Annotated in this window: 15 protein-coding genes; 5 read left to right on the forward strand and 10 right to left on the reverse strand. The window is 59.6% G+C overall.

Going from position 1 to position 17,605, the window contains the following annotated elements:
* Nucleotides 1–25: 25 nt before the first annotated feature.
* The 4 genes from ACFRFQ_RS04580 to ACFRFQ_RS04595 form a co-directional block, all read right to left on the reverse strand.
* Complete coding sequence (locus ACFRFQ_RS04580; RefSeq protein WP_092803944.1) at nt 26–808, reverse strand: enoyl-CoA hydratase/isomerase family protein; 783 nt, start codon at nt 806–808, stop codon at nt 26–28.
* Between the two features lie 93 nt (nt 809–901).
* A complete protein-coding gene (locus ACFRFQ_RS04585; RefSeq protein ID WP_378653631.1) occupies nt 902–2,182 on the reverse strand; it encodes a MaoC family dehydratase N-terminal domain-containing protein in 1,281 nt (426 codons plus the stop codon).
* Between the two features lie 193 nt (nt 2,183–2,375).
* A complete protein-coding gene (locus ACFRFQ_RS04590; protein ID WP_378653634.1) occupies nt 2,376–3,881 on the reverse strand; it encodes a class I adenylate-forming enzyme family protein in 1,506 nt (501 codons plus the stop codon).
* 56 nt (nt 3,882–3,937) lie between these two features.
* The gene (locus ACFRFQ_RS04595) at nt 3,938–4,249 is read right to left on the reverse strand and encodes a hypothetical protein (protein ID WP_378653637.1); all 312 of its coding nucleotides are present in this window, start codon (nt 4,247–4,249) and stop codon (nt 3,938–3,940) included.
* A 169-nt stretch (nt 4,250–4,418) separates the two neighbouring features.
* Between ACFRFQ_RS04595 and ACFRFQ_RS04600 the strand changes: the two genes are divergently transcribed.
* Nucleotides 4,419–5,177, forward strand: a complete 759-nt coding sequence (locus ACFRFQ_RS04600) for an SDR family NAD(P)-dependent oxidoreductase (protein ID WP_378653640.1) — start codon at nt 4,419–4,421, stop codon at nt 5,175–5,177.
* A 114-nt stretch (nt 5,178–5,291) separates the two neighbouring features.
* Nucleotides 5,292–6,191 (forward strand): acyl-CoA thioesterase, encoded by a 900-nt coding sequence (locus ACFRFQ_RS04605; RefSeq protein ID WP_378653643.1) that lies wholly within the window; start codon nt 5,292–5,294, stop codon nt 6,189–6,191.
* A gap of 126 nt (nt 6,192–6,317) precedes the next feature.
* Here the strand turns inward: ACFRFQ_RS04605 and ACFRFQ_RS04610 are convergent, their stop codons facing one another.
* The 3 genes from ACFRFQ_RS04610 to ACFRFQ_RS04620 are packed head-to-tail and all read right to left on the reverse strand — an operon-like array spanning nt 6,318 to nt 10,430.
* Nucleotides 6,318–8,606: an acyl-CoA dehydrogenase family protein gene (locus ACFRFQ_RS04610; protein ID WP_378653645.1), complete on the reverse strand. Its 2,289-nt coding sequence runs from the start codon at nt 8,604–8,606 to the stop codon at nt 6,318–6,320.
* Nucleotides 8,607–8,653: 47 nt separating this feature from the next.
* Nucleotides 8,654–9,433, reverse strand: a complete 780-nt coding sequence (locus ACFRFQ_RS04615) for an enoyl-CoA hydratase-related protein (RefSeq protein WP_378653648.1) — start codon at nt 9,431–9,433, stop codon at nt 8,654–8,656.
* Nucleotides 9,434–9,440: 7 nt separating this feature from the next.
* Nucleotides 9,441–10,430 carry an NAD(P)H-dependent flavin oxidoreductase gene (locus ACFRFQ_RS04620; protein ID WP_378653651.1) on the reverse strand — a complete coding sequence of 330 codons (990 nt, stop codon included), beginning with the start codon at nt 10,428–10,430 and terminating at the stop codon, nt 9,441–9,443.
* 303 nt (nt 10,431–10,733) lie between these two features.
* Here ACFRFQ_RS04620 and ACFRFQ_RS04625 point away from each other — a divergent pair, with 303 nt between their 5' ends.
* On the forward strand, nt 10,734–11,534 hold the full coding sequence (locus ACFRFQ_RS04625) for a FadR/GntR family transcriptional regulator (RefSeq protein WP_033236771.1): 801 nt from the start codon (nt 10,734–10,736) through the stop codon (nt 11,532–11,534).
* 134 nt (nt 11,535–11,668) lie between these two features.
* Here the strand turns inward: ACFRFQ_RS04625 and ACFRFQ_RS04630 are convergent, their stop codons facing one another.
* The 3 genes from ACFRFQ_RS04630 to ACFRFQ_RS04640 form a co-directional block, all read right to left on the reverse strand.
* Nucleotides 11,669–12,526: a VOC family protein gene (locus ACFRFQ_RS04630; RefSeq protein ID WP_033236770.1), complete on the reverse strand. Its 858-nt coding sequence runs from the start codon at nt 12,524–12,526 to the stop codon at nt 11,669–11,671.
* A 70-nt stretch (nt 12,527–12,596) separates the two neighbouring features.
* A complete protein-coding gene (locus ACFRFQ_RS04635; protein ID WP_378653654.1) occupies nt 12,597–14,033 on the reverse strand; it encodes an SRPBCC family protein in 1,437 nt (478 codons plus the stop codon).
* Nucleotides 14,034–14,099: 66 nt separating this feature from the next.
* The gene (locus ACFRFQ_RS04640; protein WP_378653657.1) at nt 14,100–14,381 is read right to left on the reverse strand and encodes a ferredoxin; all 282 of its coding nucleotides are present in this window, start codon (nt 14,379–14,381) and stop codon (nt 14,100–14,102) included.
* A 587-nt stretch (nt 14,382–14,968) separates the two neighbouring features.
* Between ACFRFQ_RS04640 and ACFRFQ_RS04645 the strand changes: the two genes are divergently transcribed.
* A complete protein-coding gene (locus ACFRFQ_RS04645) occupies nt 14,969–16,486 on the forward strand; it encodes an MFS transporter (protein ID WP_378653660.1) in 1,518 nt (505 codons plus the stop codon).
* A gap of 76 nt (nt 16,487–16,562) precedes the next feature.
* Nucleotides 16,563–17,543 carry an NAD(P)/FAD-dependent oxidoreductase gene (locus ACFRFQ_RS04650; protein WP_378653663.1) on the forward strand — a complete coding sequence of 327 codons (981 nt, stop codon included), beginning with the start codon at nt 16,563–16,565 and terminating at the stop codon, nt 17,541–17,543.
* Nucleotides 17,544–17,605: the final 62 nt, after the last annotated feature.

Here is a 17,605-nt window from a genome sequence, read left to right on the forward strand (position 1 = left end):
CCGGCGCGATGCGCCAACGCGGCAGTCATCGGACCTCGTACTTTCGCGTCGGCACCTCTGATCGGCTGACCTGAGCCTTCCCGATCGGATTGCCCAACGAGGTGTACGACATCGCCGTGGCAAGCGCGTGCGAGCGAGTCGAGTCCTTCGACTCCCAGATCGCACGAATACTTCCCTGGATCGCGGCTGCCGGCTTAGCCGCGATCCGGCCGGCAAGATCCTGCGCACGGTCCCACAGATCACCGCGCGACACGATCTCACTGACCAGTCCGATCTCGCGGGCACGCTCCGCCGACATCCGCTCGTCGAGACCGAGCAGAACCATGCGCAGCACCTCCCCGATGGGGATGCGGTGTGCGAGCCCGATCGGCTCGAGCGCCGCGACCAGGCCGTAAGAAACGTGCGGGTCGAAGAATTGCGCATCATCACTTGCAATGATGATGTCCGCCTCATTGATCCAGTACAGCGCACCACCCGCGACCATGCCATGCACCGCACAGACCAACGGCTTCCAGCACCCGTTCTGCTTCGGTGACAGATCAGCGCCCGGGTCTCGGCGGGTGAATACGTTCTCGGCGACGTACGTCCCTTCCTTGACGTCCATCCCGGTGCTGAATGCGCGGTCCCCGTTTGCCCGCAGGACTACAACATGGACGTCGTCCGTCTCCGCCGCGTAGTGCCACAGAGAACGGAACTCGCTCCGCATGACATTAGTGAACGAATTCATCCGATCGGGGCGGTTCAACGTAATCGTCAGAACATGATCGTTCTGCTCTGCGATCACCGTCGTCAAACTGCTCAAGTCCACAGGTCCTCCTGAAGTTAGGGACACACCGTAACGAAATTTCTCAGCCACCGAGCCACCCGACTCGCCGGCACATGAGCGGATCGGCGCTGTTGCTCAAGCCTTCGGGCCAGAACGTGCCTGCGCACGCAACTCACCGTTGCGCTTGAGCATCTGCGCGGCAATCAGCTCCCACTCCGCCGGTGCGGTCGGGAGAACGGCAAGGTCGGACTCCCGGCTCGGCAGCGACACCGTCGCTGTAGCCGGACAGGTCACCTCGCCGCGCTGACTTGTTCCCCGGAGCTCGATGTCGATCAGGTGCCGGTCGCCTTCTTTCCTCTTCCCCACAACCTCACCGGTGAAGATGTGAGTATCACCGAGGTAGTTGAACTTACGCATCTGACTGGACATCGTCTCGATCCAGCCGCCGTCACCGATCCAGTCGGTCAGGACGTGAGTCAGCCAGCAGTCACGCATCATTCCATAGTCGTATGCAGCCGGAAGGCCGATCGAGCGGGCGTACTCACTATCCCAATGGATCCGTTGAGCCACATCCGGAACGCCCTGTTCGTTGGGAATGTAGAACGGGGCGATGCGCTGCCGATTCTTGTATGTCAGGCGTGAGGCCGACGGCGTGTAGGGCGCGAAACCGTAACCACCGGAATGGAAAACCATCATGTCGGTAGCTGTCAGCGGGCCCTTTGCCATCTGGTCGAGGCTCTCGCCGACCTGTACGTCGTCCCAGTATCGAGGCTCTGCACCTCGAGGCTTCTCGGCCGCGTAGATCTCGTCGATCTTCGCAATGTCCTCGGGCGTGTACGTCGCCGGCTCGATTGCGTCATACTTCTTTCGCTTCTTCGACTCGTGCCGCTCTGTGTGGATCGTGAGCACGCGCTGCGCCTGCACAACCTCTGCGCGCTGATTGAACTGCACGTGAATGCGCGTGACGAGAAGAGATCGGCCCGCGAACTCGGACTCTTTGAGCTCGACCTTCTCGAAGCCGTGGAACGAGTAGACGGTGTCACCGTCGTACACAGGTCGGTACCAGTCGGTTGTACTGCCGGAGACAAACACGTGGATACCACGGAAGGCCGGGCGACGCTGTTCGCGAGGTACACGATCTGCGAGCAATTCCTTGCGCAGTCCGATGTTGATCATCGGCGGTGCGATCTGGCCACCCCAGCGCGTGTCGCGTCCGTATTCTTCATCGACGAACAGCGGATTGTCGTCTCCGTAACTGCGGGCGAAGTTGCGCACCACGTCCGGCGTGACCCGGCTGAACTGCTCGCGCTGGGTGACGGCGTGGTAAATGCCGACCAGGTCCCGGGCCCGTTGAATGTCGTCCTCGAGGAAGCTGTAAACCTCGGGTTCGGCTTCCGTGATCTCCGATGTGCTCATGGAATTCCTCCGTGATCGATAGGGCGCAAATGATGTCTATGCCGACACGCCAACTGGGCGAGCGGCATGATCCAACTCGACCCCACCCAATAGTAGGTCAACTTAGTAATATATGTAAGGGATTACGAGGATCGGATGCTGGCATGAAAAAACGACACGAGGTCGAAATCGACTGCAGCTGAATGTAACCGGATCAGATCGGAGCTACCTGCGTACCGAGCCGTTCCACCACATGTCGTCGGACAAGCTTGCCCGTCTCCGTGCGCGGGAGTTCGTCCCAGTACACGATTCGCTCAGGCGTCTTGCTACTGCGCAACTTCTCGCGCACAAAGGCACGCAATTCGTCCACATCGGCACCCTCACCCGGACGAAGCACAACCGCCGCCTCGATTCGCTGCCCCCACTCTTCGTCCGGCATCCCGACGACGGCAACGTCCAGCACGGCTGGGTGCCGCAGAATCACATCTTCGATCTCTGCCGGAGCGATGTTCTCCGCGCCTCGAATAATGGTGTCGTCCACACGACCTCCGACAAAAAGATAGCCCTCGTCGTCGAGATATCCCTTGTCCCGAGTATCGAAGAAACCCCGGCCGTCGACCATCCGACCAACTCCTGCATACTCTGCAGACACCTGGTCACCGGCCACACAAATTCGACCCACTTCTCCTGCCTCCAGGACAGTTTCATCGTCGCCGCGAATCTCGATCTCAACCCCGGGGACGGGACGACCCACCGAACCAAGTCGTGCCCTGGCCTTTTCGTCATCGCCGGCAATCGCAGTGCGATGATCCTCAGGGCCGAGAACTGCAATGGTCGAGCTGGTCTCGGTCAATCCATAAGCATTGACAAAACCGATTTCAGGCCACAATTGCAGCGCGCGCTCGATCACCCGAGTGGGCATCGGCGCTCCGCCGTACGCAAGGCCACGTAAGGACGGAATGTCCTTTGGTGCATCGGAATCCACAATTCGGGCCAACATTGTGGGAACCACGAGAGCGTTCGTGACGCCTTCACTGCGAACCGTATCGAGCCACTGCTCCGGTGTGAACTGCTCGAGGACCATCGTTCGACGACCGGCGTAGAGATTCGTGATCACATTCGCTACTGCCGCAATATGATAGGGCGGAACACTGACCAAGGCCGCATCCGCATCCTCCGCGCTTGCAAATTCGACCGATCCGAACACGTACGACGACAGATTCTCGTGGCGAAGAAGCACACCTTTCGGCGCGGAGGTCGTGCCGGAGGTGTAGATGACGACCGCCGCGCCGTCGTCATCGGGAGCCTCACCCTCATCGGTCGTCGTCATGTCCGAACCAGAGAGCAAGCGCATCCACTCTTCCGGCGTATGCACACTAAGTCCGGCGCTCGCCAGAACGGCAGCCTGGTTCGGGTCAGCGATACCCAGCGCTCGGGGATGATTCGACAGAAGTGAATCGAGCTGCTCGCGGCCCAAACGGTAGTTGACCGGAACCAGCGGCACGCCTGCGCGCGCAGCGGCAAACATCGCGACCGGAAAAGCCGGGCCGTTGACTGCCAGATACACGACCGCGTCAGCACCGGATTTCCGGATCACGTCTGCGCCGGCCGCTGCCAGTTCGTTCAACCTCGCCGCGGAGATGCCCGCGTCTTTCGATCCGATGACAACGCGGTCGCCGAAACCGTCGACCGCCATGTCCAGCAGCATCGAAATATTCATCCGTCACTCCACTCGTCTTCGTTCTGGGTACGCACTACTCGCCGAAAAGCAGACTGCTAGTCGGAGGACGGAAGCGGCTTTGCGGTCTTGAGCACAAGCGCGACCCCATCCAATGCGAGCTGCCCCTGACCGGACTTGGTGCACAACACCTCCAGGCCCGAAGACTCGTCGACGTACCGCTTGCCGAGTAATGCGCCGCCCGTGTTCGCCGGATCGATCGCGGAACCGTCTCCCGAGGGCTTCTTGCCCTCTTCCATCGCAGAGCCACCACAGGTCAGTGTCACGTCACCTCCCTGAGGGGAGCGAACCACGATCAGCGTGGTGGTGTCGACATTGCTGGCCAACGACTGACCGACCTTGAGAATCACGATTGCTCCGTTCATGGGGACAAGCAGTTCGGCCGCGCACGGCCACTGAGAATTCTTCGGACAACGCGCCTGTGCCCCCTAAAGGTAGCGCGCGTCACATAGTTTAGATAGTACTATAAGTTAACTCAAGCCTTCACAAGGCGAACACCTACACGAGCAAGGACAACGTATGAATATCACCGGAAAGAAGGCCGTAGTGGTAGGCGGCGCATCGGGCATGGGCCGAGCGACGGCCGAAGCCCTCGCCGCGGCGGGAGCCAAGGTCGCAATCCTGGATCGGGAGACCAGTGACGGCAAAGAAATCGCCACCGACATCGGCGGCGTCTTCCATCCGATCGACATCACTGATTTCGAGGGAGCCGAACAGGCTCTCGGCAACGCCGTGACCGAACTGGGCGGACTTCACATCGCCGTCAACACCGCTGGTGGCGGATCCGTGAAGAAGACCCTCGGCCGCAACGGCCCGCACGACCTCGACAGCTTCCGAAAAATCATCGACCTCAACCTGATTTCCACCTTCAACCTCAATCGGCTGCAGGCCTTCCACATGTCGAGCAACGACCCCGAGGACGAGGAGCGCGGCGTCATCGTCAACACCTCCTCCATCGCCGCCTTCGAGGGTCAGATCGGCCAGGTCGCCTACAGCGCCGCGAAGGCCGGCATCGCCGCGATGGCGCTGGTCATGGCACGAGACCTCGGACCACAGGGCATCCGCGTCGTCGCAATTGCACCCAGCTTGTTCGCCACCGGCGCCACCGCGAAGTTCACCGACGAGCAGGTCGCACCTCTCGTCGAGGACGCGGCGTTCCCGAAGCGAATGGGCCGACCGGAGGAATATGCCAAGCTCGCACTCGCGGTCGTCGACAATCCGATGCTCAATGGACAGGCCCTGCGCCTGGACGCCGGGCAGCGATTCGCACCCCGCTAGTTCCAGCGATCCACCAAACCCACTCCTGCCGTGGCTGATTCGTACCGACGTGCCGAATCAGCCGCGGGCGCGCCGCAATACCAAATAAAGATTACTTAGTTATACTTCTTAGCTATGTCAGATCCCTTGGGAACATCCGCCACAGCCAGCCTTTCCCGCCCACCGGTCAGCTCGATCCTTGAACTCGCGCAACTCGATTCGAACAGCTTTCGCGGTGAATCACACACTGGTGCCCGCCGTGTTTACGGGGGTCAGACCTTGGGACAGTCACTCCTCGCGGCAGGCCGCACCATCGAGCACGAGCACCACGCTCATTCACTGCACGCAAATTTCGTCCACCCAGGAAGGTCCGATCTCCCGGTGGACTACCACATCGAGCGCGTGCGCGATGGCGCGAGCTTCACCACCCGCCACATACGCGCTGTTCAAGGTGGACGCACGCTGCTCCTGGCCACGGCATCCTTCCAACGAGATGAAGAGGGACTGCGACATCAAGATGTAGAGCCGTTCCCCGTGCCACCGCTACCGGAGGATCTACCCCACTTTCAGGACAGCCTCACCCTTTCGGAAGCGGCCGAGGCGAATTGGCTCCCACCATTGATGGCCGGTGTCGGAATCGAGTTCCGCTTTCCCGAAGAGTACCCACGACTCGCCTGCCGACGAGGAGAGGACGGGCCGCCGCGGCAACGCGCGTGGATTCGCACGCTGGAACGACTGGGGGACGAACGTCTGATCCATGCCGCAGGGTTCGCATATTGCTCAGACCTGTTCCTACTTTCGGCGACTCTCCCTCCCCATGCCCGACATATCGACACACCAGGACTCCAGCTTGCGAGTATGAATCACACGGTGTGGTTGCACGCACCGTTCAGATCTGACGAATGGCATCTATACGAACAGCACGGATACTGGATGGGTGGGGGACGCGGAATCAGCACAGGCCGCCTTTTCGACCGGAAAGGCACGCTGGTGGCAAGTACAACGCAGGAGGGCCTGCTCCGCTTTCCGCTCTGAACAACCACTCTCCTGCGCCATCGAACGTCTCCCAATCTTTGTACTGGTCAACCAGATGCGCAGCAAAAGGCCGTGAAGCCTGGTCACCCAGAGTTCACGGCCTTCGTCATTTCCGGATCACACGGATCAACCCAGACGGGCGATCAACTCGTCAGCGGCGAGATCCCTCAACACCTCGGGCCGACAGATCGAAGCCTCATTCGCCATTGCTCGCCGAAGGAGCAAATGCGATGGATGCTCCCAGGTGAAACCGATACCACCATGAATCTGGATACATTCCTCGGCTGCCTTCACCGCTGTCGACAACGCCTCTGCCGCAGCAAGATCGGCAGCCGTTGCAGCATCCGGATCAGCAGCATCACGATCCGCAGCCTCGAGCACCTGGGCTCGAGCGCCTTCCGCGAGGACCAGCAGGTCCGCGCATTTGTGAGCGATCGCCTGGAAAGAGCCGATGGCATGACCGAACTGTTCACGCCGGCCGGCCCACTCGACCGCGAGTGCAAGCGCCCGATTCGCAACACCGACCGAATCCGCGGCAACCAGCAAGCGGGCAACACGACCTGCGGACTCGAGTGCGCGGACTACATCGGTTCCAGTGGCTACGGTCGTCGCCGCAGCCCGATCGAACGTGACTATGCCTACCGTCGACGTGAGGTCCAGCGGGTTCTGTGTCGTTGCCGTGAACTCCTCCGATGTCATGGTCGCAAGCACCGGATCACCGGTAGCCGCATCAGTCGCGAGCACGACCAGCACATCGGCCACCGGCGCACCCACGACACGTTCCACGGTGCCGGTCAGCCGGCCGTCCTCGACAACCGGCAATCCCTCTTCCCAAACCCATCCACGATCGTCCACCGCGGCGACGAAGGCCGCAGTCGCTCCACCGATGACAGCTTCGGCCGCGTCCTGCGCCCCGACTGCAAGGAGCAACTCCAGAGCGATTGTCGTGGGGACCAGCGGAACGGGCGCGAGATGGTATGCGGCTTCCTCGACGGCAACGCACAACAGACGCAGTGAAGCGTCCCCTCCACCGAACGCGCTCGGTGCGGCCAAACCGGGTAGCCCGAAGCTGACCAGATTGTCCCAGAGCCCGATGTCGTAGTCGGCGGGTGCCACTTCCCGGGTAAGAAGCCGCTCGGTCTCTACACCCGAGGACACCATCGAACCGACGACCTCACGCAATGCTGCTTCGTCCTCTTCCGGGGTGATGAGCGGCCGGCCGGGTGTCACCGTGGGAATCCGCTGACCTTCGCCTCGATGTGACGGCAGTCCGAGCACGCCCTCCGCAATCGTGTTGCGTTGGATCTCCGCGGTTCCGGCGCCGATCGTGGCTGCTCGTGACATCAGGTATCCGAAAGTCCAACGTCCATTTTCAACCACTCCGGTAGAACGGGCGCCGAGAACGACCGCATTCCCGGTCAGCCGCAGCGCCAACGAATGCAGACGCTGTTCGAATTCGGATTTGACCAGCCTGTTGATCGACGCGACACCACCTGGATCTTCACCGCGCAGTACCGCATCCAGCGCCCTCGCGCTGTTCGCCGCGATGCTCCGCACCGACGTCTCGAGCTGTGCAAGCTCCTGACGAATCAGTGGGTCGCTTCTATAGCCCTGATCAATCGCCAGACGCACAACTTTGTCGACTGTCCCTCGGTAACGGAACTCGTCCGCGAGAAACGCGGTAGCGCGTTCATGGCCGAGAGATGTCCGCATGATGGACCATCCCTCGCCTTCGACCCCGAGGCGGTTCGCTACCGGTACCTCGACGTCGTCGAGGAAGACCTCGGCAAAATGGTGGCCTCCGGCAGCATCGCGCAAGGGCCGCACCTCGATCCCCGGTGAGTTCATCGGGATCAACAGGTAGGTGATGCCCGATGTTCCTCGACCGGCCGGTCCGGTCCGGACAAGCGCAAAGATCCAATCGGCCTTGTCTGCCTTCGTTGTCCAGATCTTCTGACCGGTCACCCGGTAGACATCTCCGTCACGGACTGCGCGGGTAGACAGTGACGCGAGGTCACTTCCAGCACCTGGTTCGGAAAAGCCTTGGCACCAGAGTTCATCCGCACGTAAGAGCGGATCGAGGAAACGGTCCTTTTGCTCTTGGGTCCCGTGGACGATGATCGTAGGTGCCACAATCATCGACATAGCGCATGGATGCTTCGGAACTCCCGCCTGCGACGTCATCCGGTAGTAGTCGAGCTGGTCTTCGAGTGAGAGCTCCATTCCACCGACCTCGACAGGCCAGCCGGGGGCCGCCAAACCCGCGTCCACGAGTTCACTCTGCCAGGAGACCGACTCTTCGAATCGAGCCCGGGACGTAGCTGGACGCGTACGTGCCCGGTAGTCGTCGAGTAGTGCGGTCAGCCGAACACGCCAGTCGCCGATATGAGCGTCGAGTACTGCCGTAGAAGCCATTTCCACCGCGGCCACCTCCTCTTGCTTGGTTCGAGAACTTCTCTGGATCAGTCTTTTTCAGCGCGACGCTTGCCGAAACGAGCACCGACATCAGCACCGTTCGAGCGGAAGCCCACCGACGCCTCGATTTCGAGACCGAGGGCGTGCGAGGTGGATGCTCCTGCGCCTTCCTTGAGAAGACGCAGCATTCGCTGGATCGCACCAGGGTGACCGGCTGCGATCTTGTGAGCAATCTCGAGAGTGCGGTCCATGAGTTGGTCATGCACGACAACCTCATTCGCGAGCCCGATCCGTGCTGCAGTCGCACCGTCTATCGGTTCTCCGCTGAGCATGAACTGTACGGCTGCGGGCAACCCCACCATCCGTGGGAGCATCGCGCTGCCGCCCCAACCGTTGAGCAGGCCGATCTGCGCATGAGTATCGGCGAACTCTGCGAGGTCCGAGGCAATGATGAACGAGCAACTCACCACTAGTTCGTAACCGCCGGTATAGCACGGTCCGTTCACTGCGGCGATGACAGGTTTCGAAATTCCTCTCAACACCTGTGTCGGCGTCGCACCTTCTGTTCGCGGAGATGGACCTGAAAGCGCCTCGGGGAGATCGACTCCTGCGGAGAACGAGCTGCCGGCACCGGTGATGACAACGACGCGGACGTCGTCGTCGGCGTCGGCCTTCCAGAGTTCTTTCTTGATCGCCTTTCGCATTGCCCGGTTGATCGCATTGCGTCGGTCCGGACGATTGAGTGTCAAGACCGTGACGTGTCCGTCTCGCTCGACCAGAAGCGGCGACTCGTCATTTTTCACGACTGCCGAACTTGTCTCTGCCATCGGACTCTCAGCCCGCAGTCACAGGGCTGACAACAACATTGCGGGCGAGGTTTCCCAGCAGTGTCTCCGCGTCCGCAGCGATTCGGCGCACAAGGTCACCGGCCGAAGGAACATCATGGATCAACCCCTGAACCACACCAACGGTCCAGATGCCGGCCTCCGGATCCCCGTACTCATAGACTTTACGGCCGCGGGTACCCACAACAAGATCCTTGACGTCCTTGAATCGCCCACCCTTGTCAAGGATTTCGACAACCTCCTCACTGACCGAGTTTCGCGCTGCACGCATCGTGTTGCGGAGTTGGCGGAAGATCAACTGGGTATCGAGTTCTGAGGCTCCCACGATTTGCTGCTTGATGTTTTCGTGAATGGGGCTCTCCTGGGTACACATGAACCGAGTGCCCATATTGATTCCGTCCGCGCCCAGTGCTAGTGCCGCAACAAGACCGCGCCCGTCGGCGAAGCCGCCGGAGGCGATGAACGGAATCTTCAGCGCATCCGCCGCTGCAGGAATCAGTACCAGGCCCGGAACATCGTCCTCTCCCGGATGTCCTGCGCACTCGAATCCATCGATACTCACGGCATCGACGCCGATCCGCTCGGCTTTGAGTGCGTGCCTCACACTGGTGCACTTGTGAATGACCTTGATACCGTTTTCTTTCAGGTGCTCGACATGCACCGTCGGATCAGAACCGGCTGTCTCCACGATCTTTACTCCGGAATCGATGATCACCTGCCGGAACTCGGCATACGGAGGTGGGTTGACCGACAACGTGAGTGTCAAATTGACGCCGAAAGGCTTGTCCGTCAGCGCCTTACACCGCTCGATTTCGAGTGCAAGCGCCGCCGGAGTCGGCTGCGTCAGTGCCGTGATGATACCGAGACCGCCGGCCTCGGACACCGCTGCAGCAAGTTCTGCTCGTCCAACCCACATCATGCCGCCCTGCACGATGGGGTGCTCAACGCCAAATTCCTCGGTAAACCGTGTCGTCAACATTGCCACTCCTTGGCGTGTGCCGGAAATCCGGCAGTCAGTATCACGGTGAGCTACCGCACCGTCCATTTCAACGAAGGTAACATAGTTTACTATGTGATGTGACATTGCCAGTCCATGAAATTCAGGGAATCGAGAACGGAACACACTCATGCTGTCCGCATTCGACGACCACAAGGTTCGAGAATATCCACACGGGCCCACCCACACCGCAGTGACAATGCGCCCAGCTCGCACCGATATTCTCAATAGGATGCTTTACTGAGTATGCATAGTTACCGTTGACTAGAGAAGGTGTACGTACCCATGACCGATGACGCCGCCATAGCGCCCGTCTTCGAGCAACGATCACCTTCCGGGCGCGCCATCCGCACCCCGAAGACTGCAGAGCTGGTTGCACTGAAGCTTCGCAGCATGATCGTTGACGGCGAACTGAAGGACGGCGACCACCTCCCACACGAGGCTGAACTGATGGAACACTTCGCGGTGAGCCGCCCGACACTCAGAGAAGCGGTTCGAGTCCTCGAATCCGAACGACTCGTCGAAGTCCGTCGCGGATCGCGATCAGGCGCACGCGTGTGTGTACCAGGCCCCGAAGTAGTCGCCCGACCTGCCTCGCTCCTACTGGAGCTATCGGGCGCCACCGTTGTCGACGTCTTTGCCGCCCGCGAAGCTATCGAACCAGCAGCAGCTCGGATCCTCGCCGAAACCGGGTCAACTGAAGACTTCGACGAACTCGAACGACTGATCGACGAGGAAGTGCCAGCTGCCTTCGCAGTAGGTGATTTCGGCCCTGCCGCAGCACGGTTTCACCTCCGAATGGTCCAGTTGTCGGGAAACGCCACACTTGCACTGATCGGTGGAATGCTCCAAGAAATTTTCGAACGACATTCCGGCAATATCGCCCGCGAAAGCGCCATGTCCAATGCCGAAGCCGCTCAGCAGCGATACAGGCTGTTCATCCGATCGCTGCGAAAACTCATCAAACTCCTTCGCGAACGCGACGGCGACGGCGCATCGACTCATTGGAGTAAACACATGAAGGCCGCACAGGCAATGCTGCTGGCCGGCAACGAAAACACACAAGTCCGCGACATCCTCAACTGATCCGCTTGGACGAGCGATTGCCGAACAGTATTTATCCGGACCGACAATCTAGTTACATTGCTGTGCAATAACTTTCACTCTATATGAATGATGCCCCGGCGCTCAAAAGGAGCACCGGGGCATCATGTCTGCAATCAGGCGGGGAGCGGCGGCGGGGTGAACTTGTGTCCCCAGAGCGCCCCTTCGGTTATTGCGTAGGTCGGTTCCTCGGTCTCAACCCGAATGCCTTCCCAACCACATTCGATGGCGTACAACTCCGGCGAATAGACGTAGAACGACAGCATCTGGTCGTTCGTGTGCTTGCCGAGTGTGTTCATCATCGGAATGTTCAGGTCAGCGGCGCGGTCGAGGGCGCGACCGACATCATCGATCGAAGCCATTTCGACCATCAAGTGGAGCAGTTTGCCCGGGCCCGGCGTGGGAGCAAGACCGAATGAATGATGTCGCGGGTTGCAACCCATGAAGTACGTCGGGCCTGCTGTATTCCGCTCGACGAATCCAAGTACACGAGAATAGAAGTCGAACGCCGACGGCACATCCTCGGCGGAGACGATGGCATGTCCCATTCCCATGTCACCGGTGACGAATCTACTCACCAACGGCGTGTTGATGAGAACGTGATCGAGCACAGGACCGTAGAACAATTCGACCGGATTTCCGGCCGGATCGTCGAACCGAGCGAATCCTGTAACCCGTCGTTCAGCACATTCTTCCGTTGAACCAGCGGTGACCTTGATTCCCTCTGCTTCTACGGCAGTCACGACTTCAGCCAGGTCACGTTGGTTCAGCACCTCGAAACCCAGTGCCCCGAGCGAGGACTCTTCCGCCGCAGATACCACCAGACGCGGTGGATAGTGGTCCATTCGGAAATAGAGCGAGTCCGGATTGTCTCCGTCAATACGCATCAGCCCGAGGAAGTCCTCCCCGAACGTCTTCCACGCGTCGATGTCAGGCGCATTCAGCCTGACATAGCCGAGAGATCGAATCCCCATTTTCCACTCCAATCATCAAATGACGCAAAGAAAAACGAACCAAACAAAACACGAATGCCGAGTGCCGAGGTCAGTCGGTCCAGATATAGCGATCCGCAACACGATGATGATTCCAAATCGTCATCTCCTGCTCCTCACTGAGCCGATGACCATCAAAGCTCGGCGAATGCATACCCACCGTCACTTCCTTCATATTCGCGAAGTCCTGATTGAATACCTGCCCCATATCGGCATCGCGGTAATCATCGAAGTACTCCGGCGTAAACTCACGCTTCTTGTCGTAATCGGCAACCGGAATCTGATCAAGACTGAAAACCTCGAACAGGCACTTGTTCGGATCATTGTCGACCGGACGCGACCGATACCAGAACACAGAACCCTGACCAGGAAGAATAATGCTGTTAGGGAACACATTCCACGCACTACCCGCCTCTGTCCACTGCTCGGGCGTAATAACCGGCCAGTCGTAGCCCTCCGCAATCGAAAGCTCCCGATACAACTGAAGGAAGTACTGACCCGCCGACATACCCTCAGGTACCTCCGACGTCTTCAACGCCTCCGCAGCACGCCAACTACGCTCGTTCTCCAACCCACGCATATCCTCATGCAGATACTGCACTGCATTCGCCACCGTCAAACGCTCATCGGACTTACCGTCACTACTGCGCTTCGACGGATCCTTGCCCGCCCCCTTCGACGCCGACGACTTCGGACCGATCGCCGAATAATGAGCATGCCGCTCATACACCGTCGTCGGAGCCCACGGACGAATATCAAGCTCCCGCAACGACGCAATCTTGTCATTGGTCCGCTCGAGACGGAAAAGCTGAGGATGAGTACCGGCAACGTGATACGCCTCGAGAAACGCATCCAACGCCGTCTTCCAGTTGCACTCCATCACAACACCCTTGCCCCACCGAAGTCGAAAATTCTCGATCTGGAACGGCTCGAAAATCCTCGCGATCGGGTCCAGATAGTCGAGCAGCGGCTTCGCCTCAGGATCCATGTTGATGAACACGAAACCCGCCCACTGCTCCGCTCGTACCTTCCCCAAACCCAGATCGTCGTCCGAACGCGGCACGAACTCCTCACGATCGAGCACCAACTTGATCGAACCATCCAGATTCCACCGCCACCCGTGGAACGGACAGATCAACGAACCCACCCGACCACGCCCACGCGCAAGACGAGTACCGCGATGCCGACACGCATTGTGATATGCACGAATCGAATCCTTGGACTCACGCACCACCAGAATGGAATAACGACCGATCTCGTACTCCACGAAGCAACCGACACTCGGCAACTCCTCAACCCGACACGCAATCTGCCACGTCCGAGTGAACATCTTGCCGAGCTCGAGATCCAAGAACTCCTGATCAAGGAAGCGAGTCTTGGGAACGAAAGCTCTACCCAGACGGTACTTCTCAGGAACCTGCTCCGCCGGAACATCACCCTCGAACCACGGAACAACCCGATCGACCTTGGATTCATCCAGAACGGACATCGACAATCACTCCTCTTGTAACTGATGCTCAATCGTGCGTGTCTGCACGGGAAACTGGAACAACGACTAGCCGGCGTTCGGACCGGCGATTTCGACACCGTCTGATAGGCGGGCCACATGGATACAGTTGCCGGGGCATTCGTCTGCTGCATCTATGACATCGAGGCGAAGGTGTTCCGGCACATTCGCCGACGCACCCTCATCGGTCAACAAGGGCCCAGCAGGCTCGCTCTTGACGTGCGCTACTCCACCCGCGTCGAACTCGAAGACATCGGGGGCGTACTGAACACAGAGCCCATCTCCAGTACACAGGTTGTGTTCGATCCACACTCGAACTTCGTCACTCATGCGATATGCCTTCCTCGTCCACTAGCTTTTCCGGGGCCTCGCAGAAGGTTTACTTCCCCGACAGCAATCCGATACGCAGCGACTGTTGACAGCAGTGCTTGGGCGCAACATAGCGATGCGCGACCTACTGCTCGAACAACGTCCTAACCAGATCTGCACGTTCGCGAGGAGTCACTGCCACCCGCCGAAACCCATATATCCGGCCTGAAAAAGACTCTCCACCAGTCGTTTCCGAATGTCCATTCGCCATTCCATCAAACGGAACCGGGACTATGTGACTTGCACGAACACGATTTATGCTTGCCCGACAATGACGGACCCGCGTGTGAGGGTGCGGCTACTGCACTGGCGCCGACAACACGCACTATCCCCCGCCTCGCGCCGACGGCAATCTGATGCCGGCCATTCGCCTCAGCATCGTTACGGAAGTCATTGTGGCCCTGAAGACCCCACCTTGCCGGAGCATGCAACGTTGCCGACCGTCTTCTGCACCACACCTAGTCCCTCATAGAGCGAACACCGGCGAGGCCGTATGCCAGCAGGTTCGTCCTTACCTCGATGAGAAGAGATTTCAGATGGCACTTTCCATGACAAAGAATGGCAGCGATCCTGGATCCGCGCAGGGTTGGACTGTCCGCCTGATAGTCGGAACAATTCTCATGGCGATGGTGCTCGAAGCGCTCTCGCTGGGCACCAGCATGGTTTCTATCGGCCTGCCCGACATTCTGAAGGCATTCCCGACGACGCAGGGCGGCTGGCTGACCACCGTCTACTTCCTCGTCGGTGCGGTATGCGCGCCGCTACTCGGTAAAACTGCCGACCTCTACGGCAAACGCCGTGTACTGCTGATCACCATGATCGTGTCGGGCGTCGGCGCCCTCATCTGTGCCCTCGCTCCGAACTTCACGATCCTGCTGATCGGCCGTGTCCTCCAGGGGCCCATCCTCGCAACGCTCTCTTTGATCCCCTCCTTCGTCCGTGACATCTATCCGCCCAAGCAAGCTGCGTTCGCGGCGAGTATTACCGTGACCGGGATGGGCGCCTTCTCACTCGCGGCACCTACAGTCATCGGTTGGCTACTGGCAAACTACGGCTTCCGCGGAATGTTCCTGTTCGATGCGATATGGACCCTCGGCCTGTGCATCGCCATCTGGGTGACCCTGCCCGAATCGAAGATGCGCCGTGAAACCAAGCCGGATCTAGTCGGTGGCCTCGTTCTGGCTGGCGCGGTTCTGCCGGTGATGCTCTACGTGAGTATGGGCCGGACTTGGGGCTGGCTCGAAGCCTCACCGCTTCTGCTCATCGGCGTTGCGTTGGGATTCCTATTCGTACGGCACACCCGTAATGCCAACGAGCCCATCATCAATCTTTCGCTCTTCCGGCGTAAACCCCTCGTCTTCGTGGCGTTCGCCGGAGCGATTTCATACTCGATATCTGCTTCGATCTACCAGCTGATCCCCTTGCTCGCCATGACCTCGAAGGACAACGGTGGCACGTACGGCCTCGGATTGAACACCATCGAATTCTCGGGAATCGCGACTCCGAAACAACTGGCTACGGTTATCGGCGGCGTCATCATCGGTTTCCTCCTTGCACGGGGGCGGAACCCGCGGATATTCCTGACCCTGGGAGTCGCTCTCTTTGCAACAGCATTGGTCTCGCTCGCATTGGCACACGATACTTTCGCCACTGTGATGATCGGCAGCCTGCTCCTCGGCCTGGCCGGCGGCGTGTCCAACGCCGCGATACCGAATCTGGTGATGCGTGCTACGCCTGCCGGTGACCAAGGATCGACCGCCGGCACCGTTCAGTTGTGCACAACAGGAGCATCCTCGATTCTTCCCGTCGTCATGTTCGCCGTCCTGGCTCCCTACATGATGGCCGCACCGGAAGGTGGCGTGTTCTACCAAGACCAGGGCATCACCATGTGGCTGTGGATCTCGGCCGCAATCTGTGTCGTTGCCCTGGTCATCGGTGTCACCGTTCTCCGCGAGCGGAGTGGAGAGACCTTCGAGGAATTCTCGGTCAACAGCCCGAACCCAGCATCGAATACCACTGACGGCGACGCACCGGCAGCAGCCGATCTAGAGACCAACAAGATCTGACATTCCACACGTTGGTCTGCCGACCCGATCGGTATCAGACCAAACTCATCGTTGCCACACATCAGGAGGTTGGCCCATGGCCGAGACCGTTACGACAGACATCCTCATCATCGGTGCAGGTCCCGTTGGACTTTTCGGTGCATACTCTGCAGGTTTTCGTGGCTTGTCCACCGTGCTCGTCGATGCCCTTCCCCAGTGCGGAGGACAGATCACCGCACTGTATCCCGAGAAAGAGATCCGCGATATCGCTGCCGTCCCGGGCTCCCTCGGACGGGAAGTTGTCGCTGCGCTGAAGGCACAAGCCGACGCTTTCAAACCGATCTACCTTCTAGGGCGCCAAGCAGTCACTCTCGATTACACCGACGGCCATCCTGTTGTCACACTCTCCGATGGCACCGTTGTCAATGCCGGTGCAGTGATCGTCACCGCCGGCATCGGAACCTTCACTCCCCGCACACTCCCTGCCGGAGAAGAGTTTCTCGACCGTGGCCTGAGCTATTTCGTACCCGACCCGCAGGAACACACTGACCGCGACGTACTCGTCGTAGGCGGCGGCGACAGCGCCGTAGATTGGGCCCTTGCGCTGCGGAAGATCGCCCGATCGGTAACTCTGGTGCACCGCCGAAGCGCGTTCCGAGCCCACGCGGCGAGTGTTCAGGAACTGATGGACAGCGGCGTCGAGATCATTACCGACGCACAGGTAGAGGCGCTCCACGGAAACGGCACACTGCAGCAAGCCCACATCCGAATCGATGGTCAGAGTGAGCCTCGAATCCTCCCGGCGGATGCGGTAGTCGCTGCCCTGGGATTCATCAGCAATCTCGGACCGCTGACTGAATGGGGTATGGACTTGGATCGCCGCACGATTGTCGTCGACACTCGCATGCAGACGACCGCCGCACATGTCTATGCCGCCGGCGACATAACGTCGTACACAGGCAAAGTTCGTCTCATGTCGGTCGGATTCGGTGAGGTTGCCACGGCTGTCAACAACGCGGCCGTTGCCTTGGACCCTGCACTCTCACTCTTTCCCGGTCACTCGACCGACGCCACCTAAGCACCAGATCAGAAAGTAGTTGGCCCCGAAGGAAACTCCTTCGGGGCCAACTACTTTCGTCA

It is taken from the genome of Rhodococcus sp. NPDC056743 (assembly GCF_042790355.1).
In the GTDB taxonomy this organism is placed as follows: Bacteria; Actinomycetota; Actinomycetes; order Mycobacteriales; family Mycobacteriaceae; genus Rhodococcus_F.